At 62.8% G+C, this 26,455-nt stretch carries 23 protein-coding genes; 10 read left to right on the top strand and 13 right to left on the bottom strand.

The features are described from left to right. Positions 1-24: 24 nt before the first annotated feature. Entirely contained in the window at positions 25-5,085 is a 5,061-nt protein-coding gene (locus ACFY68_RS03820; RefSeq protein WP_387523411.1) for an AAA family ATPase, read from the bottom strand. Positions 5,086-5,341: 256 nt separating this feature from the next. On the opposite strand from ACFY68_RS03820, the gene ACFY68_RS03825 reads away from it, so the two are divergent. Further along, complete coding sequence (locus tag ACFY68_RS03825; protein ID WP_387523414.1) at positions 5,342-6,334, top strand: response regulator; 993 nt, start codon at positions 5,342-5,344, stop codon at positions 6,332-6,334. Then, the gene (locus ACFY68_RS03830) at positions 6,331-6,696 is read left to right on the top strand and encodes a response regulator transcription factor (RefSeq protein ID WP_387523417.1); all 366 of its coding nucleotides are present in this window, start codon (positions 6,331-6,333) and stop codon (positions 6,694-6,696) included. Before ACFY68_RS03825 ends, ACFY68_RS03830 begins: the two co-directional genes overlap by 4 nt. Positions 6,697-7,045: 349 nt before the next feature. Here ACFY68_RS03830 and ACFY68_RS03835 read toward each other — a convergent pair whose 3' ends face one another. Continuing rightward, positions 7,046-8,347, bottom strand: coding sequence for an Nramp family divalent metal transporter (locus ACFY68_RS03835; protein WP_387523420.1), 1,302 nt, complete (start codon positions 8,345-8,347; stop codon positions 7,046-7,048). Positions 8,348-8,558: 211 nt separating this feature from the next. Next, positions 8,559-10,049 carry a YifB family Mg chelatase-like AAA ATPase gene (locus ACFY68_RS03840; protein WP_387523423.1) on the bottom strand — a complete coding sequence of 497 codons (1,491 nt, stop codon included), beginning with the start codon at positions 10,047-10,049 and terminating at the stop codon, positions 8,559-8,561. 251 nt (positions 10,050-10,300) lie between these two features. Here ACFY68_RS03840 and ACFY68_RS03845 point away from each other — a divergent pair, with 251 nt between their 5' ends. Continuing rightward, entirely contained in the window at positions 10,301-12,328 is a 2,028-nt protein-coding gene (locus ACFY68_RS03845) for a DUF4034 domain-containing protein (protein ID WP_387523426.1), read from the top strand. Between the two features lie 22 nt (positions 12,329-12,350). Here ACFY68_RS03845 and ACFY68_RS03850 read toward each other — a convergent pair whose 3' ends face one another. Further along, entirely contained in the window at positions 12,351-12,614 is a 264-nt protein-coding gene (locus ACFY68_RS03850; RefSeq protein ID WP_346612604.1) for an accessory factor UbiK family protein, read from the bottom strand. 364 nt (positions 12,615-12,978) lie between these two features. Here ACFY68_RS03850 and glnK point away from each other — a divergent pair, with 364 nt between their 5' ends. From glnK to sutA, 3 genes are all read left to right on the top strand, one after another. Beyond that, positions 12,979-13,317 (top strand): P-II family nitrogen regulator, encoded by a 339-nt coding sequence (gene glnK / locus ACFY68_RS03855; protein WP_002555808.1) that lies wholly within the window; start codon positions 12,979-12,981, stop codon positions 13,315-13,317. A 47-nt stretch (positions 13,318-13,364) separates the two neighbouring features. Next, complete coding sequence (locus ACFY68_RS03860) at positions 13,365-14,696, top strand: ammonium transporter (RefSeq protein ID WP_346612603.1); 1,332 nt, start codon at positions 13,365-13,367, stop codon at positions 14,694-14,696. 429 nt (positions 14,697-15,125) lie between these two features. Then, on the top strand, positions 15,126-15,449 hold the full coding sequence (gene sutA / locus ACFY68_RS03865; RefSeq protein ID WP_346612602.1) for a transcriptional regulator SutA: 324 nt from the start codon (positions 15,126-15,128) through the stop codon (positions 15,447-15,449). 327 nt (positions 15,450-15,776) lie between these two features. On the opposite strand, the gene ACFY68_RS03870 is transcribed toward sutA, so the two are convergent. The 6 genes from ACFY68_RS03870 to ACFY68_RS03895 are packed head-to-tail and all read right to left on the bottom strand — an operon-like array spanning position 15,777 to position 20,387. Beyond that, positions 15,777-16,472, bottom strand: coding sequence for an HAD family hydrolase (locus tag ACFY68_RS03870; RefSeq protein WP_387523431.1), 696 nt, complete (start codon positions 16,470-16,472; stop codon positions 15,777-15,779). Then, entirely contained in the window at positions 16,469-17,368 is a 900-nt protein-coding gene (gene xerC / locus ACFY68_RS03875; protein WP_387523434.1) for a tyrosine recombinase XerC, read from the bottom strand. Before xerC ends, ACFY68_RS03870 begins: the two co-directional genes overlap by 4 nt. Further along, positions 17,368-18,078: a DUF484 family protein gene (locus ACFY68_RS03880; RefSeq protein ID WP_387523437.1), complete on the bottom strand. Its 711-nt coding sequence runs from the start codon at positions 18,076-18,078 to the stop codon at positions 17,368-17,370. The genes xerC and ACFY68_RS03880 overlap by 1 nt, the downstream gene beginning before the upstream one ends. 13 nt (positions 18,079-18,091) lie before the next feature. Next, positions 18,092-18,922, bottom strand: coding sequence for a diaminopimelate epimerase (gene dapF, locus ACFY68_RS03885; RefSeq protein ID WP_387523440.1), 831 nt, complete (start codon positions 18,920-18,922; stop codon positions 18,092-18,094). Between the two features lie 4 nt (positions 18,923-18,926). Beyond that, the gene (gene lysA / locus ACFY68_RS03890; RefSeq protein WP_346612597.1) at positions 18,927-20,174 is read right to left on the bottom strand and encodes a diaminopimelate decarboxylase; all 1,248 of its coding nucleotides are present in this window, start codon (positions 20,172-20,174) and stop codon (positions 18,927-18,929) included. 9 nt (positions 20,175-20,183) lie between these two features. Continuing rightward, the gene (locus ACFY68_RS03895) at positions 20,184-20,387 is read right to left on the bottom strand and encodes a lipoprotein (RefSeq protein WP_346612596.1); all 204 of its coding nucleotides are present in this window, start codon (positions 20,385-20,387) and stop codon (positions 20,184-20,186) included. A gap of 188 nt (positions 20,388-20,575) precedes the next feature. On the opposite strand from ACFY68_RS03895, the gene cyaY reads away from it, so the two are divergent. The 3 genes from cyaY (at position 20,576) to rnk (ending at position 21,666) form a co-directional block, all read left to right on the top strand. Continuing rightward, a complete protein-coding gene (gene cyaY / locus ACFY68_RS03900) occupies positions 20,576-20,908 on the top strand; it encodes an iron donor protein CyaY (protein WP_346612595.1) in 333 nt (110 codons plus the stop codon). Between the two features lies 1 nt (position 20,909). After that, complete coding sequence (locus tag ACFY68_RS03905) at positions 20,910-21,122, top strand: DUF1289 domain-containing protein (protein ID WP_346612594.1); 213 nt, start codon at positions 20,910-20,912, stop codon at positions 21,120-21,122. Between the two features lie 133 nt (positions 21,123-21,255). Next, on the top strand, positions 21,256-21,666 hold the full coding sequence (gene rnk, locus ACFY68_RS03910; protein WP_387523445.1) for a nucleoside diphosphate kinase regulator: 411 nt from the start codon (positions 21,256-21,258) through the stop codon (positions 21,664-21,666). 15 nt (positions 21,667-21,681) lie between these two features. Here rnk and ACFY68_RS03915 read toward each other — a convergent pair whose 3' ends face one another. The 3 genes from ACFY68_RS03915 to ACFY68_RS03925 all read right to left on the bottom strand — a co-directional run bounded on the left by ACFY68_RS03915 (position 21,682) and on the right by ACFY68_RS03925 (position 25,352). Continuing rightward, complete coding sequence (locus ACFY68_RS03915; RefSeq protein WP_387523447.1) at positions 21,682-24,540, bottom strand: class I adenylate cyclase; 2,859 nt, start codon at positions 24,538-24,540, stop codon at positions 21,682-21,684. Positions 24,541-24,737: 197 nt separating this feature from the next. Continuing rightward, positions 24,738-24,983: a TIGR02647 family protein gene (locus tag ACFY68_RS03920; RefSeq protein WP_387523450.1), complete on the bottom strand. Its 246-nt coding sequence runs from the start codon at positions 24,981-24,983 to the stop codon at positions 24,738-24,740. A gap of 69 nt (positions 24,984-25,052) precedes the next feature. Further along, positions 25,053-25,352: a hypothetical protein gene (locus tag ACFY68_RS03925; protein WP_346612590.1), complete on the bottom strand. Its 300-nt coding sequence runs from the start codon at positions 25,350-25,352 to the stop codon at positions 25,053-25,055. Positions 25,353-25,499: 147 nt separating this feature from the next. Between ACFY68_RS03925 and ACFY68_RS03930 the strand changes: the two genes are divergently transcribed. After that, complete coding sequence (locus tag ACFY68_RS03930; protein WP_387523453.1) at positions 25,500-26,162, top strand: glutathione S-transferase; 663 nt, start codon at positions 25,500-25,502, stop codon at positions 26,160-26,162. Positions 26,163-26,455 lie beyond the last annotated feature (293 nt).

Genomic DNA, 26,455 nt, shown 5'->3' on the forward strand with positions numbered 1-26,455 from the left:
AAGAGGCCGCGACAGGCTAACGATTCAGTTGCCAGCGGGCATCGGCATAGTAAAACGAATCCTGCACCCGCCCAGCTCCGAAACCTGCGCCTGCAGCTGCCCACCATGGGCTTGCACCACTGAACCGCAGATCGCCAGTCCCATCCCCAGGCCGCTGCTCTTGGTGGTATAGAACGCTCCGAACACCCGCTCCCGGTCTTCTGGCGCGATCCCCGGCCCGTTATCGTCCACGCAAATCTGCACCCTGTCCGCCAGCACCTTGGACGAAATTCGCAGCAACCCATCACTGCGATACCCCGCCAATGCCTCCAGCGCATTGGTGATCAGGTTGAACACCAGCTGCTGCAACTGCACCGGGTCGGCCATCACGCTCACGCCCGCCTGTAGCTGGGTCTGCACGTTCACTGTGCCTTTGTCGGCGTCCGCTGAAGTCAGCCGCACTACCTCGAGAATCAACTCATCCAGCTTCACTGCCTTGAGCTGCAGCGGCGATTGCTTGGCCAACGAACGCAACGCCCGCACGATGTTGGCCGCGCGCTCGCTGTCATTGCGGATGTCTTCCAAGCCCGCAATGGCTTCGTCCAGGTCGGGTTGTTCACGCTTTAGCCAGCGCAGGCTGGCAGCGGCGTTGGAGGCGATGCCCAGCAACGGCTGGCTGATTTCGTGGGCGATGGACGCCGACAGCTCGTTCATCACCTGCAGGTGCGCACTGCTGGCCAGCTCTGCCCGCGACCGGCGCAGCTCGGCCTCCATCTGCGCGCGGGCCTGGTTGTCTTCGGCCAGGCGGGTATAGAACTTGGCGGTCTGCAGCGACACAGCCGCCTGTGACGCAAGAATCTCCAGCATGGCCAGGCGCTGGCTGCCAAACAGGTTCGGCACCAGGCGGTTTTCCAGGTAAACCAGCCCTATCAGCACACCCTGGATCACCAGCGGCAGGCAAAGCACTGAGCGCGCATGGCGTGCATGCAGTTCCGGGCGGAACGCTTCCGGGCAATCGCTGAGCGCATCGTTGAGCACCAGCGGCTTCTTGGTACGCATGGTGGCGTTGATGATCGACAGCGGCGCCTGGGTGAGGAACTTCTGGCAGTTGTCCATGCGCACGTGCAGTCCAGCGTCGTCGATGTAGGCCAGGGCCGCCATTTGAAACTCGGCACCGCTCACGATCAGCAAGGCGCCGTGGTCGGCACCGGAGTGCTGGGTCAGGTGGCCCATCAGCGTTTCGATCAGCCCTTCCAGCAACACCTCTTCGGACAATGCCCGTGCTGCCTCGACACCGGCTTCCAGGTCCAGCCGTGCCTGGCTGGCGGTGCGGTAGGTTTCCTGCACGGGTTGCGTGCGCAGGAATGGGTGCAGGGTCTCCAGCTGGCGCACCTTGCCGGTCGCGCCCCAGATATGAAAACAGTCGCGGGCAATGCGCAGGTGCAGGTTGGCGCCAGAGATCAGCCCGCTGGGGATGCACACCTCTGCCAGTTGCTCATGGGCCAGGGCCTGCTCGTGAATGAAGCCGGCTGCGGTGGCCGCGATCTGCGCCTGGTCGAAGCAGCGGATAGCAGCCAGGCCATCGCCGTTTAGCTTGGCGATAACGCCTTCGATCAACAGCAGCTTGTTGCGAAAGGTCACCGGGTTGAAGCTTGCCCAGCCGGCGAAGCGCTCGCGCACTGTTTGCAGTATGGCCAGTTTGCTGGCGAGGCTGCCAGGTGCTTCCGGGCTGCCCAGGGTCAGCCCATGGAACAGGTGGTAGTCGGCCAGGTTGATGTGCGCAGGCGCCGCCCAAGTGTGTTCGGCGGCGCAGGCCAGGCTGTGCATCGCCTGTTTGATGTTACCCAGATAAAAGGCCGACATGCCGCTGAACAGGTGCTTGAAGAACAGGGTCGTGTGCGACTTCACCTCTACAGTCGAGCCTGCGAAGGGGGTGCCACTCAGGTTGGCGACAAATGCCTGCTGGGCTAACAGAATCTGCTCCACATCGCTGTAGTGGACGCGGCGCACCGTGGCCAGGCCTTGCGCCACTTCGGCGGCGACGTCCTGCAAGAAGCGGCCCATGAACAGCGAGTCTGAAACCAGGTGGTTGCAGGCGTAGCAGCTCATCGCCAAATCGCCGCTGACGCGGCCTGAATCGACCGCCTCCAACGCGGTGCGCCGGGCGAATTCCATGGGTGCAGTCCAGGCGCTAACCTGGTCGAGAGCGAGCAGAGCGCTGGTCAGGTCGGTCTCGAAGCCATGCCGCTCGATCAGCTTCAAAGCCGCAAGGCAGTAGGCATGCCCGTCATGGTAAGCACCGAAGCGCTCGGCGATCATTACCCCGAACCAGGCCATGCCGTAGGTGCTGCCAGGCGCGACGCCCTGGACCAGGGACAGCTCCATGAGCTTGGCCAGGTGCAGAAAGCAGACGTCCTCCTGCACGAAAAAAGAAGACGACAGGGTCGCGAGCAGGCTGATCGCGACCCTGATTTCTTCAGAATCGGTGCGTGGCAGTGACTCCAGGCAGTGACGACCTTGCTGCTCGATCAGGGCTTGCACGCGGTCATAGCTGGCCTCGACTTGAGCCTGGTCGGCGCGCCGGGGCAGGGTGATGCCCAGCAGTTCGAGGCCCGAAAGTGCCACATCGATGCCCGCTTGATACTCACCGCGCAACGTGTGCAAGCGGGCCTGCAGCCTGCATACCCGGGCCTTGTCCGGGGCCGCGCGTGCCCGTTGCCGGCATTCGATGATGCGCGCTTCAGCCTGAGGCATGTGCGACAGCTGCATGTCGCACTCGGCCGCCATGCAGGCGATGGCGAAGGCATGCTCGGCATGTGTGTCGGGCGTTGCACTCAGGCGTATCAGGTGGTCGGCCGTGTTCAGATAGCCGGCGGTCTGGTCAACCGCACCATTGTCGCGCGCACGCAGTGCGGCTTCGCGCAGCAACGGCAGGAACGCTGCACAGTCATCCGCTGCAAAGGCCCATGGGCTGGCGCGTTGCAGCTGGTTGGCGATGGCGAATACACCGTCGCGTGGCTCGTTTTTCCAGGTGTGGTGCATGGCCTGCGCAATGCGCGCATGCAGTGGCGCTCGCTCAGGTTCTGGCGTGAGTTCGTAAGCGGCCTCCTGTACGCGGTCATGGGGGAAAGCCAGGCCCTTTTTCCCCGGTTGCAGAAAGCCTGCTGCAATCAACGCCCTGAGTGGCTCGGTAGCAAGCCCGGCAGGCAGGGCCAGGAGGCACTGCAGCAAACGCTCGTCACAGCGGTTGCCCACGGCGCTGGCGATGCGCAGCACATCGCGTTGCACAGCAGGCAGGCGCGCCAGGCGCTGGACCATCAGGTCGGCGACGTTGTCGGCATAACGGTGCCGTGCCACCGCCTCCAGCGACCATGTCCAGCGCATGGCCTGGGTGTCGAAGGTGAACAGCCGATCCTCGATCATCGCAGTGAGTATCTGATTGATGAAGAATGGGTTGCCGGCGGTCTTGGCGTGCACCAGCTCAGCAACCTGCAATGCCGTTTCGGGGGGCACATGGTAGCGCTCGCCGATCAGCTCCGTCACGGCGCCAACGGGCAGCGGGCGCAGGTTCAGGGTAGTGCTGTGTATAGCTGTCGGGACGTTGTCGGGGGCACTGCAACCCCGCGTATCGTTGCGCTGGGCGACGATCAGCAACAGGTTGCCTGGGGGGTTGGCGAACAGCTCCAGCAACAGGTTCCGCGTGGCGTCGTCGGCCCACTGCATGTCGTCGAGAAACACCGCCAGTGGGTGCCCCGGCCGGCTGAACACATGGAGGAACTCGACGATGGCCCGCAGTTCTTTCTGCAATGCCAGGCGCGTGGGTTTTTCCGGCAGCTCGGGCAGTGGGCCGATGACCAGTTTGAGGTCTGGAGCAAGCTTGCCCAGCAGCCGGCCACGGCCTTTGATCCGGCGCAGGATCTCGCGGCCCAATGCATCGAGGTCTTGGCTGTTCTTCGCCAGCAACTGAGTTGTCAGCGATTGTAGTATTTCGATCCAGGGCCCGTAGGGCACAGCCTGTTCCGGGCTATTGCACTTGCCGGCCGCCCAGTAACCGTGGGCTTCTGCCTTGAGCGCGGCTTCGACCAGGCTGGACTTGCCCATGCCGGTGGCACCGTTGATGAACAGTGCTTGAGGCGTGCTGTCACGCCGCGAGGCTTTCAGCAGCAGGGCGATGACCTTGTGCTCGGCGGTGCGGCCGTACAGGCGCTCTCGGTTGGGGGGTGCACTGTCGGCGCAGCCCGGCTCGAAGTCTTCGATGGCCTTCCTTGTCGCCCATTGCCGCTGGCAATGGGCGAGGTCGATGGCCAAAGCCTGAGCGCTCTGGTAACGGGCGTCGGGTTCTTTGGCCAACGCCTTGGCGAGAATACGGCTGAGTGGCAGCGGCACCGTTTCGTCGAGTTCAATGGCAGGCCGTGGTTGCACACCCGCATGCAGCTGGCGCCAGTGCAGTTTGTCGCGCCCGCTCAGCGGCAGTTCGCCCACCAGCAGCTGGTAGAGGATCGCGCCGAGGGCGTAGATATCACTGCGTTGGTCGCTGCTGCTGCCGTGGGGGCAGATTTGCTCTGGTGCCAGGTACGACCAGTTGCCGATCGGCGCATCCTGGCCGCTGACCAGTTCGGCACTGCCGGCGCGAAAGCAACCCAGCCGCACACGCCTTGGGTGCTCGATGCACACGTGCTCGGGTTGCAGGGCACCATGCAGCACATTGCGTTCGTGAGCCTGCGCCAGGGCGTTGGCGGCATTCACCGCCACCTCGAGGAACGGCATGATAGCCGCAGGGCCATGGGCAATGAGGTCGGCGATGGAGCGGCCGAGGGGGTAAACCAGCAGCGGGCCTTCGGCCGAGCGCAAGAAGGCCGAGGGAATCACCGCCCACTGCGGGTCCAGTTGCAGGCGGTAGTCGCGTTCGAGGCGTTGGCACGCCGCCGGGGCCTCTACCGGCGCACGCACGGCGAGCCAGGCTTGCCGAGTGACGGGGTCACGCAGGCGGAAGTAAGTGAGGTCACCTTCCTGGCCCAGGGGTGTGATATCGCACCGGTTCAGCCAGCTTTCATCGATCGACTGGTCGTAATCGACAGGCCTTTGCGCAAGGCGTTCATCGAGCATAAAACACCCCTGGTAACGACATCCTGACGCCCGAGTATACGCAGCAAGGCAGCTAGACTCCGCGCTTGCAGGCAGCATGGCAGGAACGGGCACCATCTTGACTGTTATGGTACCCAGAGGGGCGGCGGGCACTTGTATCCTAGGCTCTGTACGAAAAGCCTGAGGCCAACCTATCCCTCGGGATAATTGTTTGAACGTGGACGCTGGCCTACATTGCACATGGCCGCGCATCCGCCCGTGCCTGCGAGAGACGTTGATGATCCGATTAGGCAATGCCCAGGTGTCGCTGGAGCGGCGGGAAGCTTTTCTCGACGGCAAGCCGCTCCCGTTGGGTGGCCGCGCGTTCGAGGTGCTGGCGACATTGATCAGGGCCCAGGGCCGGGTGGTCGCCAAGGACGAGCTGTTCAGCCAGGTCTGGGCTGGCACGGTGGTCGAAGACAACAACCTGCAAGTGCAGGTATCGCTGTTGCGCAAGGCCTTCGGCAACCCCGGGCTGATCCAGACAGTGCCACGCCGTGGCTATCGGTTGGCCGCAGATATCACCCTCGACGTGCCCTGCATGGCTTCGGGAAAATCGCCGTTGTGCGGTGTGGCCGAGATCATCGAGCCGGTCGGCGACATCGCAAGCGTGCCGGTGCTGGTGGTCGATGACGACCCGTCGGTGCGCAACGCCCTGGGGCGGCTGTTCCGCTCGCAAGATATCGCCCATCGGCTGTATGCCTCGGCCGAGGAACTGCTCGAAGGCCAGGTCGACACGCCCTATGCCTGCCTGCTACTGGACATGAACCTACCCGAGGCCTCTGGCCTGGAGGTGCAAGATGCCCTGCGCCGGCTCGAGCTGCCGTGGCCGGTCATCTTCATGACCGGCCACGGGACTATCCCCCTGACCGTGCAGGCCATGCGGGCCGGCGCCGTGGAGTTCCTGACCAAGCCTTTCGACGAAGCCCAGCTGCTGGCAGTGCTCGATGCTGCGCGCGCGCGTGCCTTGGTGCAAGGCCGCAAGTGGCTGCAGGCACGGCAGGTCAAGGAGAAGTACCAGCGGCTTACCCAGCGTGAGCGCCAGGTGTTTTCGCTGGTGGTCGATGGCCTTTCGCACAAACAGATCGCCAGGCACATCGGCACCAGCGAGGTGACAACCAAGGTTCACAAGAAGAACATCATGAACAAGATGCAGTCCCGCTCGCTGGTCGAACTGGTCGCCATGCACAACCTCATCGAGGCCCGTGCCGAGGGCCAGGGCGCCGCATGAGCAGATGGGTGTGCATTGTCGACGACGATGCTTCAGTGCGCAAAAGCCTGGCCAACCTGCTGCGTTCGGCCGGGTTTGGCACGGTGCTGTTTGCATCGGGGGAAGAGCTGTTGGCATCGGAGCCGGCACCGATGGCGGGGTGCGTGCTGCTGGACCTGAAAATGCCTGGGCTGACAGGTTTGGAGGTTCAGCGTGAGCTGGCGCAGCGGGGCTGGCGGTTGCCGGTGATCTGCATGTCGGCGCATTGGGATGACCTGGCGGTGCAGATGTCGCTGAGGCTCGGGGCGCGGGCTTGCCTGGGGAAGCCGTTCAGCGAAGAGGCGTTGCTGAAGGTGGTCGAGGAGGCCTTGGCGAATAGATAGGGCCGTCCTCGCGGTGGGCGTGAAGTGCATGCCTTGAGCGTTGTGGCGATGCGTAAATCGAGCGCCGCCCGCGCGGCGCATCGCGGCTGAAGCCGCTCCTACATTTGTTGCAACGTGCCGTTCCAGTCAGGCCATGGTTGTCCGCCTTGGCGCATGACTGAAGACAGGTGAGGCGGCAGCAGTGCCAGCCGAAAAACCTCTTCGAGCCACCAAGGCTGACAACTATGGCCCATCAGGCCATGGCACGTTGCAACAAATGTAGGAGCGGCTTCAGCCGCGATGCGCCGCGCGGGCGGCGCTCGATCTCATAGGCGCTGCAACTACTGTGGCAAGCGCCTTGAAGTCCATCTCAGCTAAACAGATCCACCCCCAACTGGAACGCCACCCACAACGCCAGCCCCGTCGCAAACGCCAGCGCAATGTTCTCGAACAGGTTGTTACGGTATTCCTTGCTCAGCAATGACTTCTGGTTGGACATGATCAACAGGCCCAGCGAAATCACTGGCAAACCGATGATGTTCAACGCGCTGACGCCGATGGTCAGGGTCACGAAGTCGGGCATGCCGGGGATGGACCAGATCAGCGGTGTGACCAGAATGAACAGCATGAACCACTTGTGCATCGGGTCTTTGTGGAACTCTTTGCCGTAACGCTCACGCCGCTCGGGCCGTACATGCTGGAAGGCGTCGGTGATGAGCATCGGGAAAGCTGTGGTCTTGCCGGAAATGCTGGCGAACAGCGTGGCGAACACACCAACGAAGAAGATGTACCAGCCGATTGGGCCGAAGAACATTTCCAGGGCCTTGCCCAGGTCGCCAAGGGTCTTCACTTCGATGCCGTTGGGCCGCAGGATTTCGGCGCCGACGATCCAGATCGCCAGGTTGATGACGATACCGACGAACACCGCGAACAGCAGGTCGTTGCGTTGGATGCGCTTGTGCTGCGGGCCTACCCAGCCTTTTTGGCGCATCACATAGGGGTGGACGAAGTTGGCCACCGAGCCTGCCACTGCGCCAATCACCGAAACGGCCACCAGCAGCGCACCGTGCACGCCTTCGTCCGCCGGGATGCTGAAGCCGATGGTGCCTTTGACGATGCCGGCCACATCCGGGCCGGACATCAACGCCAGGGCCAGGAAAGCCAAGGTCATGACGGCCAGCAGGACTTTCATCACGCCTTCGATCATTGCGTAGATATTGCGCCCGACCAGCATCCACACCGCCAGCACCACAGCCATCGAGCACAGCAGCGGGTAGTCGATGCGCAACAGCATCGCCAGCGCTTCGCCCGCGCCTTTGATCATGTAGGCGTTCATCAGATGCCCCATCAGCAGCGCATACGCCAGCATGAACCAGGCGAACACCGGGTGCAGCTGCGCGTAGCCCTGGAGGATGGTCATGCCTTGGTTATTGCACAGCTGGAAGCGGGCGATGATGTTAACGATCAGGTACCTGAGCAGCAGCGATACGGCCAGCACCCACATCATGGCGTAACCGTAGTTGGCGCCCGCTACGGATGAGGTTATCAGATCACCTGCGCCAAGCCAGGAGAGCACGGCAATGATGCCTGGGCCCAGCAATTTGATCAGCCGCGTAACGCGGCTTTGAGAGGGCGCGGCAGCGCTGCCCTCGGCCGAATGAGTGCTCGACATGGGATGTCTCCGATTATTGTTCTTGTTGAAACGAGCGCAGTCGAACACAGTAGATAGGATGTCGTACAACTGCAATTTGTATGAAAGTATTTCTAAGTATTACAGATGCAACTGGAACCCTCGTGGTCATGGGGGTCGCGCCAAAGTGCTTTGAAATTGCCAGTATCAATGGACTGAAAAGGCCGATTGATTGATATGCCAGAGCAATGATCTAAAGGCTGCCAGGCCGATACTGCAAAGCTTCAGCCAGATGCGCACGCGCGATCGAGCTTGCCCCCTCCAAGTCTGCCAGCGTGCGCGCTACCTTCAACAGCCTGTGGGCGGCGCGCAACGAGAGCGTCAGGCGCTCGCAGGCGTTTTCCAACCAGGCCTGGTCGGCCGCTTCCAACCGGCAATGCTGGCGCAAACCCTCAAGGTCGAGAAACGCATTGGCGCAGCCTTGCCTGCGTTGTTGCACATCGCGTGCTTCAGCCACCCGCACTGCTACAGTGGCGCTGGTTTCCCCACTGGGCTGGTTGTTGAGGGTGGTGGTTTCGCGCGCGACGGTCAGGTGCAGGTCGATGCGGTCCAGCAACGGGCCGGACAGCTTGTTGCGGTAGCGCTGGATCTGCTCGGTGCTGCAGCGGCAGCGGCCGGTGGGGTCGCCGAGGTAACCGCAAGGGCAGGGGTTCATGGCCGCCACCAACTGGAAACGCGCAGGAAAGCGCACTTTGTCCCGCGCCCGCGCAATCACGATCTCGCCAGACTCCAGCGGCTCGCGCAGCACCTCCAGCACACGGCGTTCAAACTCCGGCAACTCATCCAGAAACAGTACGCCGTGGTGCGCCAGGGTGATTTCGCCAGGCTGCGGCCGGCTGCTGCCGCCGACCAGTGCCGGGCCCGAGGCCGAGTGGTGCGGATGGCGGAAGGGCCGCTGCGGCCAGCTGTTCAATGGTGCATTCCCACTCACCGATTGGATAGCGGCCACTTCCAGCGCTTCATGTTCATCCAGCGGCGGCAACAGGCCGGGCAGACGGCTGGCGAGCAGCGTCTTGCCCGTGCCTGGCGGCCCGGTAAAAAGCAGGTTGTGGGCCCCGGCTGCGGCCAACAGCAAAGCGCGTTTGGCGGCAATCTGCCCCTGGACTTCGCTCAAGTCGGGGTAGGGCTGACTTTTCAGCATCAAACCATTGGCGGCAAATGGCGGCAGGGGTACCTGCCCATTCAGATGAGCCACCAGCTCCAGCAGATGCCCTGCTGCATACACCACCAGACCACCCGCAAGGCTCGCCTCCTCGGCGTTTTCCCGTGGCACCACCAGCGCCCGGCCTGCCGCCCGCGCCGCCAGGGCGGCGGGTAGCACGCCGCGCACTGGGCGCAGTTTGCCGGAAAGCGCCAGTTCGCCAAGGCACTCCATATCGACCAAGGCTGCCACCGGCACTTGGCCGTCGGCGGCCAGAATGCCCAGGGCAATGGCCAGGTCGTAGCGGCCACCGTCCTTTGGCAGGTCCGCCGGCGCCAGATTCTGGGTGATGCGCCTTTGCGGGTAGTTCAGGCCGGAGTTGACGATGGCGCTGCGCACTCGGTCCTTGCTTTCCTTGACTGTCGTCTCGGGCAGGCCTACCAAGGTGAGTTGAGGCAGGCCGTTGGCCAGGTGAGTTTCGACGCTGACCGCAGGGGCCTGGACGCCAACCTGTGCGCGGCTATGGACGAGGGCGAGGGACATGGACGCTCCGTTGTCGATGAGGAGGGCGCCGCTTCCTGCGGCTTCGACAAGGATAGTAAGTGTGCTGGCTGTGGGGGGGAGAAGAGTGCGTCCTTGTTTTTCAGGTCAGGGTTATCCCCGGTACTTTCATACAATATGACAATTAATGGATCCAATATCTTTGCGCCCATCTAAGCTATGGCTTAGTGTTCAAGCGCCGCTACCATTGGATGGCAACGCGGCTCCCAAAAAATGGACTTAAGGTACTGCCCGTGCAAACGCTCACTCGCACCCGTCAGCAGATCCGTAAACGGGTGCAGGCCAATGAGCTCGCTGAGCTCAACCGTTTCTTCGACTCCCTCCAGGCACATTGGCAGCAAGCGCCGCCGGGGGAATGCCCAGCTTATCTTGAAGCCGTTCAGGGGCACATGCTGGTCGATTGGGATGTCGACGGCAGCAAGGCCCTGACACAGCGGCTCAAAGCCTGGATCGATGCCTGCCCGAAAGCCTATCACCCGCAAGTGGCCATGGGGTTTCACTGCTTCAACCGCGCGTGTCATATCCGCGGTACGCTCGCCGCCAACGAGGTTGCTGACGAACGCTGGCTGGCTGCGGAGCTGGCCTGTGAAATGGCTGTAGCCCACTTTCTGCGGGCGATGGAGCGCTGTGCGCAACCCGTGGCGGCGGTAATCGGCATGCTGCAGATCAGCGCGCATTTTCGGGAGCCGGGGTGGCTGGTTGAGTTGTTTGATGGCCAGGCTGCGCGGTTTCGGCCGAGTGCGCATGCCGATGTCGAAGTGCAGGAGGCTGCCGCACCGCTGCTGGTCAAGCAGGGCCTGGCGCCACTGGTAGAGCTGCCGCAGGTGCTGCCAAACTGCTTGAGCGCACGTCTGGCCGCTGAGCAAGGGTGTGCCGAGCAATACTGGCTGCGTCATGCACTTGCCTGGTTTCCCGGTTGCTTCGAGGCGATCGAGGCGTATGCCTCTTACCTCACGCCACGCTGGGGCGGCAGCTATGAAGCAATAGATGCCCTGGCCAATGGCCCGCTGTGCCTGCGTTGGAGCGAAATGCTGCGCAATGCGATCCGCTGGGTGGCGCTTGAAGACCAGTTCTGGCTGCCACAGCCTAATCAGCCGCGGCAGGTTGCGGTGTGGCAGCGAACGTTCGAGCAATGGGAGCACCGCGAGCTGAGGCCCAAGGAACGCGCCACGTTGCTGGCCAGGCGAGCGGCTTTTCGCTGCATTTCGCTGCAGGATTTCGCGGGCGCGAAGCGTGATTTCGACGCCTGCGTAGAGTTCTACCCGGACCAAGGTTTCGTACCGACCATCGGTGAGCCGTTCCGAAGCTTTGTTTGTCTGGTGCTGTTCCATGGCGTGCTGGACGACAAACAGGCGTTCCGTATAGCCATCGAACGGTTGTGCGAGGACCGCAGGCAAGCGGCCGCCTGTGCATTACGTGCCGCAGGGCATCAGTTTGGGCTGTGGGGGTTCAGCCAATCGGCGAAGCTTGCGGCCTGCTGGTTGCACGCCGCGGTTAAACGCCAATGCGGGCGCGAAGGGCTGGGCTTTGACGTGCTTGAGGTGCCGCGCCTGCTTTGGGCTGCCAAGCAGTACGATGCTGCCTATTACCTATACAAGGCGTGTGCCGACGGGAAGCTGCCGGATGCCGCCGCTTCGCTTTACGCGTTGCACTGCGGTCGGCTGGGTGAAACCCCTGAGCAATTCGTGGACGCCGCAGCTGCAAAGCATTGGCTGCTGTGTGCCGCACAGTCGGGCAGCCAGAGGGCCAAATACGACCTGGCCTGCCAACGCATGAGGGGGCGCGAAGACTTCAGCGAGCGTAGTGCAATGATGACCGTTCGGCGCCTGTTGCTCGATTGCCTGGGTAACGAAGAGCTCGATGCCCACGCCCGCCTGCAAGTGGCCATCCTGCAGCGCAAGTTCGGTGACCCGGGCGAGCGGGCAGAAGCTGTGGCTTACCTGCTGGATCTGGTCGAGTACCCCGACTGTGGAGTAGCCGGGCGGGCCTGTGCGGAGCTGGGCCTGGCCTGGATGCATGGGCAGGGCACACGCAAGCAGAGCCGCTTTGCGGCCATCGAATGGGTTAACCGTGGCGTCGCATTACAACCTAGTGATTCAGCGATCGAAGGCATCCAGGCCGAGATTCGTAATTCGCACAACCTGTTCAAGACACTGTTCACGGTGTGTGGTGCGGCGCTGTTCCGGGGCGACCTGCAAGCCAGTGAACTGCCACCGAAGGTTAGCAACACGCCGCCTGACCGGCTGCGGGCGTCTGCCTGAGCGCAGAGCCCCAGCCGGATCGTTATTCCTTGGCCGCTGGCGCCATCCGGGCTTCCAGCTCGGCCACTTGTTTTTCAAGGGCCTCCAGGCGCGCGCGGGTGCGGGCCAGGACGACCATCTGGCTGTCGAATTCTTCGCGGCTGACCAGGTCCAGTTTGCTGAATGCACCTTGCATCAGCACCTTGAACTGGCTTTCCAGTTCGGCGCGGGGCTGGGCGGTGTCGCTGTTGAAGAGGCGCGAGGCTTGGTCGCTCAGGGCGTCGAGAAAGGCTTTGGGCGCGAGCATGTTCGGCTGTCCACGGGTACTGAGAAATGCCCCGCAGTGTAGCACGGCACACTTTGGCGCCTGACTGCACATTTTTCGAGCAGCCGCGTGCATTTGCGCGCACCAAAGCTGTGCATCTTTGCGATGCTGGCGACTGGCCAATGCCGGTTGTTTGACCCAACCCGCTGTTTTTCGCGGCTTTATCGAAACTGGCAAGGTTTCTGCAAAGACCGATATGAGCCATGCACTGATGCAGTTCCTTGTGACCAGGCAGTGCGCACGCGGAGCCGGATGCCGACGACGCGTTACAAAGCCAACCGCTGCGCTTAGACTTGAGACGGGTTTGTTTTCCTGGGGCAAGTCCACCAAATCGGGAGAGAGTTTCATGAAGCTAGTCACAGCCATCATCAAGCCGTTCAAGCTGGACGACGTGCGCGAGTCACTGTCGGAAATCGGCGTGCAGGGCATCACCGTCACCGAAGTCAAAGGCTTCGGTCGGCAGAAGGGTCACACCGAGCTGTATCGCGGTGCGGAATACGTGGTCGACTTCCTGCCCAAGGTGAAGATCGACGTCGCCATCGACGACAAGGACCTCGATCGAGTGATCGAAGCCATCACCAAGGCTGCCAACACCGGCAAGATCGGTGACGGCAAGATCTTCGTGGTGAATCTGGAGCAGGCAATCCGCATCCGTACCGGCGAAACCGATACCGACGCGATCTAAGCGCCAAAAAAAGCCTCACCAAACCCAACGCCCCAGGAGAAAACAACATGACTCTGCGTAAGATCGCAGGGCTAGGAGCCCTATTGTCCCTCGTAATGCCCGGCCTTGCCCTGGCAGAGGAGGCTGCCCCAGTGCTGAACTCCGGCGACACCGCCTGGATGCTGACCGCAACGGCGCTGGTGCTGTTCATGACCATCCCGGGCCTGGCCCTGTTCTATGGCGGCATGGTGCGTTCCAAGAACGTGCTTTCGGTGATGATGCAGTGTTTCGCCATCACCGGCTTGATGAGTATTCTCTGGGTCGTTTACGGCTACAGCATGGCCTTCGATACCACCGGTATGGAAAAGGGCGTGCTCAATTTCAATTCCTTCGTCGGCGGCTTCTCCAAGGCTTTCCTCAGTGGTGTCACGCCTGAGGGGCTGACCTCGGCCACCGCGCTGTTCCCTGAGGCGGTTTTCATCACCTTCCAGATGACCTTCGCCATCATCACCCCGGCGCTGATCGTGGGTGCCTTCGCCGAACGCATGAAGTTCTCCGCGATGCTGGTGTTCATGGGCATCTGGTTCACCCTGGTCTACGCACCAATCGCGCACATGGTCTGGAGCGGTGACGGCGCGCTGATGTGGGACTGGGGCGTGCTCGACTTCGCCGGCGGCACCGTGGTGCACATCAACGCTGGTATCGCTGGCCTGGTCTGCTGCCTGGTGCTGGGCAAGCGCAAAGGCTACCCGACCACGCCAATGGCCCCGCACAATCTAGGCTACACCCTGATGGGCGCGGCCATGCTGTGGATCGGCTGGTTCGGCTTCAACGCAGGTTCTGCTGCGGCCGCCAACGGCACTGCCGGCATGGCCATGCTGGTCACCCAGATCGCCACCGCCGCTGCCGCGCTGGGCTGGATGTTCGCCGAATGGATCGGCCACGGTAAACCAAGCGCCCTGGGCATCGCTTCGGGTGTGGTCGCCGGTCTGGTTGCGATTACCCCGGCTGCCGGCACCGTAGGCCCGATGGGCGCCCTGGTGATTGGCCTGGCGTCTGGCGTGATCTGCTACTTCTGCGCCACCACCCTCAAGCGCAAGCTGGGTTATGACGACTCCCTGGATGCCTTCGGCGTACACGGCATCGGCGGCATCATCGGCGCCATCCTCACCGGCGTGTTCGCCGCACCGGCCCTGGGCGGCTTCGGCGCGGTCACCGATATCGGTGCGCAGGTCTGGATCCAGGCCAAGGGCGTGATCTTCACCGTGGTCTACACCGCCATCGTCACCTACGTGATTCTCAAGGTGCTGGATGTGGTGATGGGCTTGCGGGTCAACGAAGAAGAAGAGTCGGTCGGCCTCGACCTGGCTCAACACAACGAACGCGGCTACAACCTGTAACTGCGACGCTGGAAAAATTTGCCCGGCTTGCCGGGCATTTTTTTGTCTGTTTTTTGCGATTTCCTGCAGAGCAAACGGTTTATCACTCACGTTCGCGACGTAGGCCAAAAACTTACAAGTCGTAGGGCGTTTATGGAGCTTTGCTTTTTCTACGGGCGCGCTAGAATGCGCGCCGAGGGGTGTTGGACGAGTTGTCCGCATGCTTCGTCAGCCTTTGCTAGGCTTGCCAATAGCGTGTGGCCAGCAGGGGCTCAAGGATTTGTCAGGTCCTGCCAGGAGCAGGGCCTGCTGGGTGCCGCCTCCCATCAGGAGCGCCGACCCAAGGGCAGTGGCCTAACCCACGGCCAGTTGAATTTTCACTGGTGGCTGCCGGTCTACGGCTGCACTGGTCTATAACTAACCTGCTTTTCGCAAGTCATGAGGTAGAACATGAGCGACGACGATCTGGAAAATGATGACCTCGAAGTAGGCGACGAAGACGAGGCTGATGATGGCCTCGAAGCTGCGGCTGACGATGTCGCCGAAGATGCTGGCGACGACAGCCCGGCACCCGCTGCAAAGGGCAAATCCAAGGCGGCTGTCTCGGTAGACGAGATGCCGAGCATGGAAGCCAAGCAGAAGGAGCGTGATGCCCTGGCCAAGGCGATGGAAGAATTCCTTTCTCGCGGTGGCAAGGTGCAGGAAGTCGAGGCCAACGTGGTCGCCGACCCGCCCAAGAAGCCGGACAACAAGTACGGCAGCCGCCCTATCTGAGTGGCTGAACCCAAAAAGGCCCGCCGTCGCTGCGGGCTTTTTTGTGGCTATGGGTTTTGTGCTGCCGGTGCTGGCCGCATCGCCGGCACGCCGTCTTCACAGCTAGAGCGCCGAGCTGAGGGCAGAGACAAGTCTTTGGGAGATTACCCAGCCCTTCAGGCTGCGCTGTCGCGCAGAGAACAAAGCCCGTGCGCCGCGGTGGATGGCACCGGCTTCGCCGGTGTTCGCGGCTGAAGCCGCTCCTACAGGGTACCCGCCAAATCAGTGAGTTAGCGTTTGTTCTGTGGGAGCCGGCTTGCCGGCGAATGGGCCGCAAAGCGGCCCCTGTCAGCGCCAGCGCGCAATCACTTCGGGCAGCTGTGACAGCCGCTGAATCTCTGCATCCGGCGCCTTTTCACCGGCCCAGGCCTTGCCCTGGGGGTTGAACCACACGGCGCGCAGCCCCGCACGCTGGGCCCCACCGATGTCATCGCCGGGATGGTCGCCGACATGCACCGCAGCGTCAGCCTCTACCTCGCCACGTTTCAACGCCTCCACGAACGGCGCGGGGTCCGGCTTGCCAATCCCCAAATCCTCCGCACACAGGGCAAATTTAAAGTAGTCCGCCAAGCCCAGGCGGCGCACATCGGCATTGCCATTGGTTACAACGCCCAAGGTGAAGTGGTGGCGCAGAATTTCCAGCACCGGCTGCACTTCGGGAAACACCTCTACCTGGTGGCGGGCATGCAGGAACACTTCAAAACCTTCGTTGGCCAGCTCCTGAGCGTGTTTCTCGCTGTAGCCAACCTCTTCCAGCGCGTGGAACAGCACGCGGCGGCGCAAGGCGCTGATGCGGTGCTTGAGGCCCGGCTCGGCCTGCACCAGGCGTTCACGGATGGCGAACAGGTGGTCCACCGGCACGCCGCCGAGAATCGGTGCGTTGGCCTGCAGCCAGTCGCGCAGCACGACCTCCGCACTGGCAATCACTGGCGCGGTATCCCACAGGGTGTCGTCAAGGTCGAAGGTGATCAGCTTGATGCTCATGAGTCTGTGCCTTTGCTGCGTTTGGCCCGAGGGTGGGCGCTGTCGTACACCGTGGCCAGGTGCTGGAAGTCCAGGTGGGTGTAGATCTGCGTGGTGCTGATGTCGGCGTGGCCGAGCATTTCCTGCACGGCACGCAGGTCCTGGGACGATTCCAGCACATGGCTGGCGAATGAATGGCGGAGCATGTGAGGGTGCAGGTGCTGGCCAAGCTCACGCTCGCCGGCCGCTTTGACCCGCAGCTGGATGGCCCGCGGCCCCAGGCGATTGCCTTGCCGGCTGATGAACACCGCGCCGTCGCGCGGGCTGCCGATACCGCGCAGCCGCAACCATTGCTGCAGGGCCTCGCGGGCTTTGCGGCCAACGGGCAGCACGCGGGCCTTGCCACCTTTGCCGAGCACCTGAACCAGCCCGGCGGCAAGGTCGAGGTGTTCCAGGTCAAGGTTGGTCAGTTCGGACAGGCGAAGGCCAGAGGAGTAGAACAGTTCGAGAATAGCCTGGTCGCGACGCGCGATGAAATCGTCGTCCACGCCGCCATCCAGCAACTGCAAAGCGCGGTCGGTATCCAGCACTTTGGGCAGCCGGCGCTCGCCCTTGGGCGCGCTCAGCCCGCTGGCCGGGTCGTGCTGGCACAGGCCTTCGCGGTTGAGGTAGCGATAAAGGCCGCGAACTGCCGACAGCAGCCGTGCCAGGCTGCGTGACGACTGGCCTTGATGATGCTGGCGGGCGATCAGTTGGCGCAGCTGCTGGATCTGTAGTGCACCCCAGCCTGAGATCCCCTGGGTATTGCAGTATTCGATGACTTTGTCGAGGTCGCGGCGGTAGGCCAGCAGGGTATGTTCGGACACCTGGCGCTCGTTGCGCAGGCGTGCGCAATACGCCTCCAGCTGGCGTTCCATCAGCGCACCGGACGCAAGGTCTGGGTAACGCGCGGCACCACGCGGCCAAGCACTTCGGCGATGTAGCCGAGGAACAGGGTGCCGACGCTGCTCTTGTAGTGCTGCGGGTCGCGGCTGCCGATCGCCAGCACGCCGTGCAGCCCTTGGTATTCCAGTGCTGCGACGGCGCTGGAGCCCACCTCGAGGCGCTGCTCTTCACCGAACAGGAAGGCCAGTTCTTTCTCGCGCAGGTTGCCACTGACCGTTTTGCCGCCGCCAAGCAGCCCGCCGATGGCTTGCTGGGCCTCGGTGTTGCTGACCCAACGGCCGACCGGCGCGGCATTGTCGCCAAACAGGATCAGGCTGACGAACGGCACCTGAAACTCCTGGCGCAGGCTGTCTTCAACCGCCATTACCACTTCTTCCAGGCTGCCGGCATCGAGCAGGTCAAGGATCAACCGGCGGGTCTTGTCGAACAGGCGGTCGTTGTCCCGGGCCACGTCCATCAGCTGGGACAGGCGATGGCGCATCTCGATGTTACGGTCGCGCAGTAGCTTGAGCTGGCGCTCCACCAGCGACACGCTGTCGCCACGTTGGTGAGGGATGCGTTGCTCGAGCAGCAGCTCGTCGTGCTCGGCGAAGAAGGCCGGGTGGGCGCGCAGATAGGCGACCACCGCTTGGTCATCGAGCTCAGGGGTCTGCTGCGGTACAACCTTGGGCTGATCGGTCATGGCGGTTACTCGGTTAGAGGCGAACCTGGCCTTCGTAGACGCGTACGGCCGGGCCGGTCATCAATACGGACTGGCCGGGGCCCGCCCATTCGATGTGCAGGCGGCCACCGGGCAGGTCGAGGGACACCGGAGAGTCCATCCAGCCTTGGCTGATGGCTGCCACGGCTGCGGCGCAAGCGCCGGTGCCGCACGCCTGGGTCTCGCCGGCGCCACGTTCCCATACCCGCAGGTTGGCGCGATGGCGGTCGATGACCTGAAGGAAGCCGGCATTCACCCGCTGCGGGAAGCGTGGGTGGTTTTCGATTTTCGGCCCCAGTTCATGAACTGGCGCAGTACGCACGTCATCGACACGCAGCACGGCGTGCGGGTTACCCATGGACACGGCGGCAATCGAATGCACCTTGCCGTCGACTTCCAGGGGGTAGTTGCGCGCCTGCTCGTCGGCGATGAAAGGGATTTCGGCCGGAGTGAAGCGCGGCGGCCCCATGTCGACACACACCTGGCCGTCGTTCTGTACGTCCAGCTCAATGATGCCGCTTTTGGTTTCCACGCGGATGCGCTTCTTCGCGGTCAGGCGTTTGTCCAGGACGAAACGGGCGAAACAGCGCGCACCGTTGCCGCACTGTTCGACTTCGGAGCCATCGGCGTTGAAGATCCGGTAGCGGAAGTCCACTTCCGGATTGTTCGGGGCCTCGACGATCAGCAGCTGGTCGAAGCCGATGCCGGTGTGGCGGTCACCCCATTGCTTGGCGTGCTTGGGCTGGATGTGTGCGTGCTGGCTGACCAGGTCGAGGACCATGAAGTCGTTGCCCAACCCATGCATCTTGGTAAAGCGCAGAAGCATGGGTTCACTCCGGTAGCAGGCTTTCGCCAGCGTACAGTTCGGCAATGGTCTCGCGACGGCGAACTTCGAAAGCCTGGTCGCCATCAACCAGGATTTCCGCGCAACGGCCACGGGTGTTGTAATTCGAGCTCATGACGAAACCATAAGCGCCCGCCGACTGCACGGCCAGCAGGTCACCTTCGGCCAGGTTCAGCTGGCGGTCCTTGGCGAGGAAGTCGCCGGTCTCGCAGATTGGCCCGACCAGGTCGTAGGCTCGGCCTTCGCCTTCGCGTGGGGTGACCGCGCTGACACCCATCCAGGCCTGGTACAGGGCTGGGCGGATCAGGTCGTTCATGGCCGCATCGATGATGGCGAAGTCTTTGTGTTCGGTGTGCTTGAGATACTCGACGCGGGTCAGCAGGGCACCAGCATTGGCCACGATGTAGCGGCCCGGCTCGAACACCAGGGCCAGGTCGCGGTCGCCGACGCGCTCGCGGATGGCCTTGATATAATCGGCCACCAGTGGCGGCTCTTCGTCGCGGTAGCGCACGCCAACACCGCCGCCCAGGTCCAGGTGGCGCAGGTGGATGCCGCAGTCGGCCAAGCGGTCGACCAGGTCCAGCAGGCGGTCGAGGGCATCGAGGAACGGCTCGACGGTGGTCAGCTGCGAGCCGATGTGGCAGTCGACACCGACCACTTCCAGGTTCGGCAGCTGCGCGGCGCGCACGTAGATGGCTTCGGCGTCGGCGATGGCGATGCCGAACTTGTTTTCCTTGAGGCCGGTGGAGATGTACGGGTGGGTGCCAGCGTCGACGTCTGGGTTGACCCGCAGCGAGACCGGGGCAACCTTGCCCATCTCGGCGGCCACCACTTGCAGGCGTTCGAGCTCGTCGGTGGATTCGACGTTGAAGCAGTGCACACCGACTTCCAGGGCGCGGCGCATATCTTCGCGGGTCTTGCCGACGCCGGAGAACACCACACGATCAGCGCGGCCGCCTGCGGCCAGCACACGCTCCAGCTCACCGCCGGAAACGATATCGAAGCCTGCGCCCATGCGCGCCAGCACGTTCAGTACGCCGAGGTTGGAGTTGGCCTTGACCGCGAAGCATACGAGGTGTTCGACACCCTGCAGGGCATCGGTATAGCTGCGGTACTGGGCTTCGATGTGGGCACGCGAGTAGACGTAGGTCGGTGTGCCGAAACGTTCGGCGATGGCCGTCAGGGCCACACCTTCCGCGAACAGTTCACCGTCGCGGTAATTGAAAGCGTTCATCTGATTTCCTTACTGCTCTGGCGACTGCTCGGGCTCGAGGGGCTGTTCTTCTTGCGGTTGAACAGGCTGAGCGTGCTGGTGCTGATGCGACTTATGGCTGCTCTTGCCGTCCTTGCCGTCTTCTGGCAAGTACAGGGGGCCCTTCTGACCGCAGGCCGAAACGAGGCAGGCAACCGCGACCAGCGCCGCGAGCGAGGAAATCAGGCGCTTCATGGGTGAAATCCTTTGAAATATGCAGTATTGCGCCCGAGTATACCGAGCGACCGGCGGATTGCCTATGCAAGAGCCGGTCCGCCGGGCGGGCTATTATTGAGTGCTGGCGGCTAACCTTTGCATTCGGCGCCAAGCGCCCGTATCTTGCCCGGCTTGCCTGTCACGCAGCCAATTTCGAGGTTCCTGCAATGAGTTTGAGCGAAGCGCGTTTCCATGATCTGGTCGACGCGACCCAACAGGCCCTGGAAGACCTGTTCGACGAGAGCGGCCTGGACCTGGACATGGAGAATTCCGCCGGGGTCCTCACCATCAAGTTCGACAACGGCAGCCAATTGATCTTCAGCCGCCAGGAGCCGCTGCGTCAGCTGTGGCTGGCCGACCGTTCCGGTGGCTTCCACTTCGACTACGACCCCGAGAGCGGCAAGTGGGTCTGCGAGAAGAGCGAAGAGCTGCTGGGGGAGATGCTCGAGCGCATTGTCTGGGAGCGGGCCGGCGAGAAGCTGGACTTCGACGAGATCTGACATGAGCACCCAGGCGCGGCCACCCAAGCCGCTTTACAGCAACGTCAGCCCGGCAGTGGCATCGCCGTGCATCAGTGTCTGCCGGCTCGACGAGCAGCGGGTATGCACCGGTTGCCACCGCCACGTCGAGCACATCCGCGAGTGGCGTTCGGCTGACGATGAGCGTCGCCGGCAGATCTGCCGCGAAGCCGAGGCCTTGCGCGCACGGGCTTGAGTATTTGCCCGGCTGTGGTAGTGTCGGGTTGTGCGTCGGTGACGCCAAAGCATTCACAAACCCCGCCCTTGGGCGGGGTTTTGCTTTATCTGCCCATAGCAAAGCGCCTGTTCAAATGGAGTCTGACTGGATCATGAGCACCAAACCTTCCCTCATCCTCACCCGATTGGACGTACAGCGTCTCGAGCGCCTGATCGACAGCCTCGACGAAAGTACCCCGGGTGTGCTCGCCCTGCAGGACGAGCTGGACCGCGCCGAACAGGTGGTCGGTCACGAGGACGTGCCGGCCGGCGTGGTGACCATGAACTCGCGCGTGCACTGCCGTGAAGAGGCCAGTGGCAAGGACTACCACCTGACCCTGGTGTACCCGAAGGATGCTGGCGGCGAAGGCAAGGTCTCGGTCCTGGCGCCGATCGGTTGCGCGCTGCTTGGCTTGTCGGTAGGCGAACAGATCGATTGGCCGGCGCCCGGCGGCAAAACCCTGAAACTGAAGCTGCTGGCGGTCGAATATCAGCCGGAAGCGGCAGGGGATTTCGACCTCTGATCCATTGGCGCCGTTTCAAGGCTCCAAGGTGGCCTGCAACTGCGCCAGGCCATCATTGAGCGCCTGCTCCAGCTCCCGCTTGTAGCGCAGGTAAAGGATGGTCGAACCTTGCTCGTCATCCAGCAACTCGGACAGGTCCAGGTCGGTGATGTAGCAACGATAGTGCCCGGCATTGCGGCGCTGGCCGAGGATCTGCCGGGCAACCACGGTGTACAGCTCTTCGCCGTGGTCCAGTTCCGAGAACTCCTGCTGGTCGCAATACAGCGTCACGTGCACGTCATCGCCTGTGCCGGCCTGGAGAATAGCCTGCACCTCGTAGTAGGGCTGGTCGTTGCCTTCGTCTGGCGTTGGCCGTTGCTCGATGCTGCGTGCCTTGCCCGGCCCCGAAGGCAGCAGTTGTGCGTAGCTGATTTCCAGCGAAGCCTGCTGCAGGTTGTCCAGCGGTACACGGGCGTCGTGGCGCATTACCACCGAGCGCAAGAAGCGCTGCAAGGGCAACAGCAGGTGATTCTCGTCGTGCAGTGGCAGGCGTTGTTGCCATAACGCATTGTATTCATCCAGCACATACAGGTCGGCCCAGCCCTCGAGCAGGCGGTAGAACACCTGAATGCAGCCGGGGCGGCCTTGTTCCAGCAGCAGCGGAAGGTCGTGGTCCTGCAGTGCGTTGGCATCCAGATAAAGTGGGCTGTAGGCGCTGCGCTCCTCGCTCAGGTAATTGAGCACGGCATCATGCTCGGTCAGGGTGGCGAGGCTGATCTGGCCGGGCAGTAGTTCCAGTGCGTGGGTGTACTGCGCCACCTGCAGCAGGTAGCGGTGGTTGCGACCCTGGTCGAGCAGTAATTGCACCGTGTCGAAAATTTCCTCGACCCGCTGGCTGATGGCTTGCGCGCGGTTGTGGCAGAAGCAACGCACCCGCACGCGCGGCCGGTGGCTGCGCTGGCCGAGGCTGTTGAGGAAGTCTCGCAGGCAGCGCAGCAGTGCGTGCTCGCCGTCGTAGCGCTGCACCAGCACCTCGTTCCAGCTGTTGAGGGTGACCTGGTCGAGGGTCAGCACCAGGTTTTCGCGCACGCCTGCATAGCTCAGCGAGTCGGTGCGTTCGGTGGTCATCAGGATGTTCAGGTCGCGGTGGTGGCGCAGCGGGTCGACGCCAACGTTGACCAGCAGCAGGATCTCTTCGGCCACGCTTGGCTGCAGCAGTCGCACTTCGCTGACGGCCTCAAGCGGCAAGGGAATGCTTTGCTGCAGGCTGCCAAGCAGGTTGAACAGCTCGAATTCGCTCAAGTCGCTGACGCCTGGGTGCAGCGCAAAGCGCGTGGTGCTGTCGATGACGCCGTTGCGGTGGGCCCAGGTCAGCAGTTCGAGCAGTTCCCGGCAACGCTTGATCGGGCTGAAATGCTCCCATTCGTGGACGCCCAGGTTGCCGTTGTACAGGCCCCAGTGGTGGCTGCCGGGTTCCTTGCGGTTGGGTGACTGAACCAGTGTCAGGGTGTCCTCGGCGAGGTCCGGTGCGATGCCTGGGTTGATCACCTCTATCTTGCCGGCGCGCCGCTCGAACGCTGCGTACAGGCGCCGGCCCAGTACGTTGAGGTCGCGTTGGTCGGCGCGGCTGTTGGCGTTCTGGTTTTGCGCGAACTGGCTGAGAAAGCGGTAGCTGTGGTTGAGCTCGGCGACCAGCTCGCGGCGCTCGACCGCCACCTGGCGTACCTTCCACTGGCTACGGCTGTCGAGCAAGGCCAGCTGGCGCTCGTCCCAGCCCCACTCATCGGCCAGGCGCTGAAGCAGCTGGCGTTGCCAGCCGTTGTTGCGCGCGCGGTCCAGGCCGCTGAGCTTCTTGTTCACCTTCAGGTACAGGCTGCGCCTGACCAGCTCCAGTCGCGTGGTTTCGCCGCGCTGTTGCAGGTAGCGTTCGATACGCCGGTAGACCATCACATAAGGGTCAAGCGCGTCGAGGTCCAGGTGGTTGGCGAACACCGCCTGCTTGTAGTCCAGGCTCAGGCAGCGTACGGCCGGATGTTCGCTGGCATAGACCTCGGTCAGCAGCAGCTTGAGCAGCGACTTGTACGGCGAATCGATGCCTTTGAACAGCTGCCATAAGCCTGCCCCCACGAACTCACCAGGGGGGATGTGGGCCATGTTGCCGAGGTCGAGGGCGTCGGTGCTGCGGATGAAGCGCTTGGAGAGCAGGGTTTCGGTGTAGCTGCGGTAGTTGCGCTCTTCATACACCGGCACCAACCACCACAGCGGCGTACGTCCGGCCAGCCAGATGGCGGTGCGATAAAACTCGTCGAGCAGCAGATAATGCTGGGTGGTGCCGCAATCGTCAGAGCTCAGTTGGCTTTCGCGCAGGCCCTGGGCGAAGCTTTGCGGGTCGATCAGGAAGCAGTGTGCTTCGGCGCCCAGGCTGGCGGCCCAGGCTTCCAGCAGCTGGCACTTGCGCCGTAGTTCATCCAGCTGGTTTTCGTCCAGGCCAGGGGCATGGCAGACCCATAGGTCCATGTCGCTCTGTTCGGCCTGGGCCAGCGAGCCCAGGCTACCCATCAGGAACAGGCCATGAATGGGGCGATTGGGGTTGCCCAGGCGCGTTTTGTAGGTGAACGAACGGGCCAGCCGTTGGCCCTCGGCGACCAGCTCGGCATCAGGCTCGAAGCCGGAAATACCTGCCGGAGTGCTGCCGGAAACATAGCCGGGCAGCAGCGGGTGATTCACGTGAAACAGCAGCGGTAGCAGGGTCAGTACCTGCTGTTGACGGGTCGATAGCCCGTCCATGGCACGCTGCAGCCGGCCTTTGTTAAGCAGCAGGAAGCGCGCCCGCAATGTCGCCAGCACCTTGCGGTCGATGCCTTCGTCGAGGTCCGGGCGGATTTCGTGGTTCATTGCACACTCAGGGCAGGCAGGGGAAGCTGTGGCGAGTTTAGCCTGAGTGTGGCGGTCGGATAAGCGTCAAATGAATTATTGACGTCAATTCTTTAGCAGATGTGTCGGCCTCTTCGCGGGCAAGCCCGCCCCCACTATTTGAGGGTTGTGCGATACCTGTGGGAGCGGGCTTGCCCGGCGCAGGGGCCGGTACAGGGTTATGCTGGTTGCGGTGCTTTGAGGATGGTCAGCAACAGTTGGACGCTTTCAGCCGCATCATTCCCGAGGCTTGTGAGGTAGCCGCCATCGGGTTGGTCGGTGAGCTCTTTTTCATGAAGGCGCTTGGCTGCGGCGATCAGGGCAGGGGAGGCGTTGCTGCCAACTTTGATGCCTTCCTGGTGACTGTCCAGGTTGAACAGGGCAAGCACTTCCAGTTCAGCGATCAGTTCGGGGGTGAAGGACATGGCGACTCCTGACTTCCAGACAAGGATGGCGGCACCGCCAGCGGTGCCTGACCCTGGAGTGTAGTCGGGTTATTCGTCCTCGCCTTGATCTGCCTCAGGTGGCAGTTCGGGCAGCGCGCGCAGGGCGGTTTCGTACCATTCAGTGTTGAACGGGCGGTCCTCGTCGAGCATGTTGTCGATTTCGATGGCCAGGACGTGGGCCATGAGATTCAGGATGTCCTCGCGCTCGTAACCCACCAGGCTCAGCTTGTTGAAGGTGGCCTTAGCTGCCGGTGGCTCGCCGCTTTCGATCTGGTTTTCGATGGCTTGGGTCAGCGTCGCCTCGGCGAAGGCTTCGTCGTCATTGTCGATTTCGTCGTGCTCGCTCATGGCGGTACTCCTGTGGTGGGACGCACAGTTTGCCACGCCCGCGCCGGCAATGCCCGGTCATCGACCGGGAGCATGATGCTGGTCAGGCGCAGCCCCAGGGGCTATAACAGCCCAGCCAACCCCTTACGGCCTGGAGGCTGTTACCCCATGCTCAAGCTTCACGGATTCTCGGTCAGCAACTACTACAACATGGTCAAACTGGCCCTGCTGGAAAAAGGCTTGCCGTTCGAAGAGGTCACCTTTTATGGCGGCCAGGCACCGCAAGCGCTGGAAGTCAGCCCGCGCGGCAAGGTGCCGGTGCTGGAAACCGAACACGGCTTCATCAGCGAGACCAGCGTGATTCTCGACTATATCGAGCAGACGCAGGGCGGCAAGGCGCTGTTGCCAGCCGATCCATTCGAACAGGCGAAAGTGCACGAGCTGCTCAAGGAGATCGAGCTGTATATCGAACTGCCGGCGCGTACCTGCTATGCCGAGTCGTTCTTTGGTGCGGCGGTCGAGCCGCTGATCAAGGAGCGGGCGCGTGCCGACCTGCTGGCGGGTTTTGCCACGCTCAAGCGCAACGGGCGTTTTGCACCATATGTCGCGGGTGAGGCGTTGACCGTGGCTGATCTGATGTTCTGCTTCTCGGTCGACCTGGCTTACGCCGTGGGCAAGAAGGTGCTGAACATCGACTTCCTCGCAGACTTCCCGCAGGCCCAGGCGTTGCTGGAGAAAATGCGCGAGAACCCGCACATGGCGAGGATCCAGGCGGACAAGGAGGCGGCAATGCCGGCCTTCATGGAGATGATCCGCAGCGGCAAGCGCTGATCTGAAGAGGGCTGCCTTGCAGCCCAATCGCCGGCAAGCCGGCTCCCACAGGGATTGCGCACCGCTTGAGAGCAGCGCGGTCATGCTGATCTGGAGAGGGGCTGCTTTGCAGCCCAATCGCCGGCAAGCCGGCTCCCACAGGGATTGCGCACCGCTTGAGAGCGGCGCGGTCATGCTGATCTGGAGAGGGGCTGCTTTGCAGCCCAATCGCCGGCAAGCCGGCTCCCACAGGGATTGCGCACCGCTTGAGAGCAGCGCGGTCATGCTGATCTGGAGAGGGGCTGCTTTGCAGC

It is taken from the genome of Pseudomonas sp. NPDC012596, assembly GCF_042902325.1.
Classification (GTDB): Bacteria; Pseudomonadota; Gammaproteobacteria; order Pseudomonadales; family Pseudomonadaceae; genus Aquipseudomonas.

Coding starts and splice junctions, on each gene's coding strand:
- ACFY68_RS03820 (WP_387523411.1), bottom strand. CDS start 5,085: ATGCTCGATGAACGCCTTGCGCAAAGGCCTGTCGATTACGACCAGTCG.
- ACFY68_RS03825 (WP_387523414.1), top strand. CDS start 5,342: ATGATCCGATTAGGCAATGCCCAGGTGTCGCTGGAGCGGCGGGAAGCT.
- ACFY68_RS03830 (WP_387523417.1), top strand. CDS start 6,331: ATGAGCAGATGGGTGTGCATTGTCGACGACGATGCTTCAGTGCGCAAA.
- ACFY68_RS03835 (WP_387523420.1), bottom strand. CDS start 8,347: ATGTCGAGCACTCATTCGGCCGAGGGCAGCGCTGCCGCGCCCTCTCAA.
- ACFY68_RS03840 (WP_387523423.1), bottom strand. CDS start 10,049: ATGTCCCTCGCCCTCGTCCATAGCCGCGCACAGGTTGGCGTCCAGGCC.
- ACFY68_RS03850 (WP_346612604.1), bottom strand. CDS start 12,614: ATGCTCGCGCCCAAAGCCTTTCTCGACGCCCTGAGCGACCAAGCCTCG.
- glnK (WP_002555808.1), top strand. CDS start 12,979: ATGAAGCTAGTCACAGCCATCATCAAGCCGTTCAAGCTGGACGACGTG.
- ACFY68_RS03860 (WP_346612603.1), top strand. CDS start 13,365: ATGACTCTGCGTAAGATCGCAGGGCTAGGAGCCCTATTGTCCCTCGTA.
- sutA (WP_346612602.1), top strand. CDS start 15,126: ATGAGCGACGACGATCTGGAAAATGATGACCTCGAAGTAGGCGACGAA.
- ACFY68_RS03870 (WP_387523431.1), bottom strand. CDS start 16,472: ATGAGCATCAAGCTGATCACCTTCGACCTTGACGACACCCTGTGGGAT.
- xerC (WP_387523434.1), bottom strand. CDS start 17,368: ATGGAACGCCAGCTGGAGGCGTATTGCGCACGCCTGCGCAACGAGCGC.
- ACFY68_RS03880 (WP_387523437.1), bottom strand. CDS start 18,078: ATGACCGATCAGCCCAAGGTTGTACCGCAGCAGACCCCTGAGCTCGAT.
- dapF (WP_387523440.1), bottom strand. CDS start 18,922: ATGCTTCTGCGCTTTACCAAGATGCATGGGTTGGGCAACGACTTCATG.
- lysA (WP_346612597.1), bottom strand. CDS start 20,174: ATGAACGCTTTCAATTACCGCGACGGTGAACTGTTCGCGGAAGGTGTG.
- ACFY68_RS03895 (WP_346612596.1), bottom strand. CDS start 20,387: ATGAAGCGCCTGATTTCCTCGCTCGCGGCGCTGGTCGCGGTTGCCTGC.
- cyaY (WP_346612595.1), top strand. CDS start 20,576: ATGAGTTTGAGCGAAGCGCGTTTCCATGATCTGGTCGACGCGACCCAA.
- ACFY68_RS03905 (WP_346612594.1), top strand. CDS start 20,910: ATGAGCACCCAGGCGCGGCCACCCAAGCCGCTTTACAGCAACGTCAGC.
- rnk (WP_387523445.1), top strand. CDS start 21,256: ATGAGCACCAAACCTTCCCTCATCCTCACCCGATTGGACGTACAGCGT.
- ACFY68_RS03915 (WP_387523447.1), bottom strand. CDS start 24,540: ATGAACCACGAAATCCGCCCGGACCTCGACGAAGGCATCGACCGCAAG.
- ACFY68_RS03920 (WP_387523450.1), bottom strand. CDS start 24,983: ATGTCCTTCACCCCCGAACTGATCGCTGAACTGGAAGTGCTTGCCCTG.
- ACFY68_RS03925 (WP_346612590.1), bottom strand. CDS start 25,352: ATGAGCGAGCACGACGAAATCGACAATGACGACGAAGCCTTCGCCGAG.
- ACFY68_RS03930 (WP_387523453.1), top strand. CDS start 25,500: ATGCTCAAGCTTCACGGATTCTCGGTCAGCAACTACTACAACATGGTC.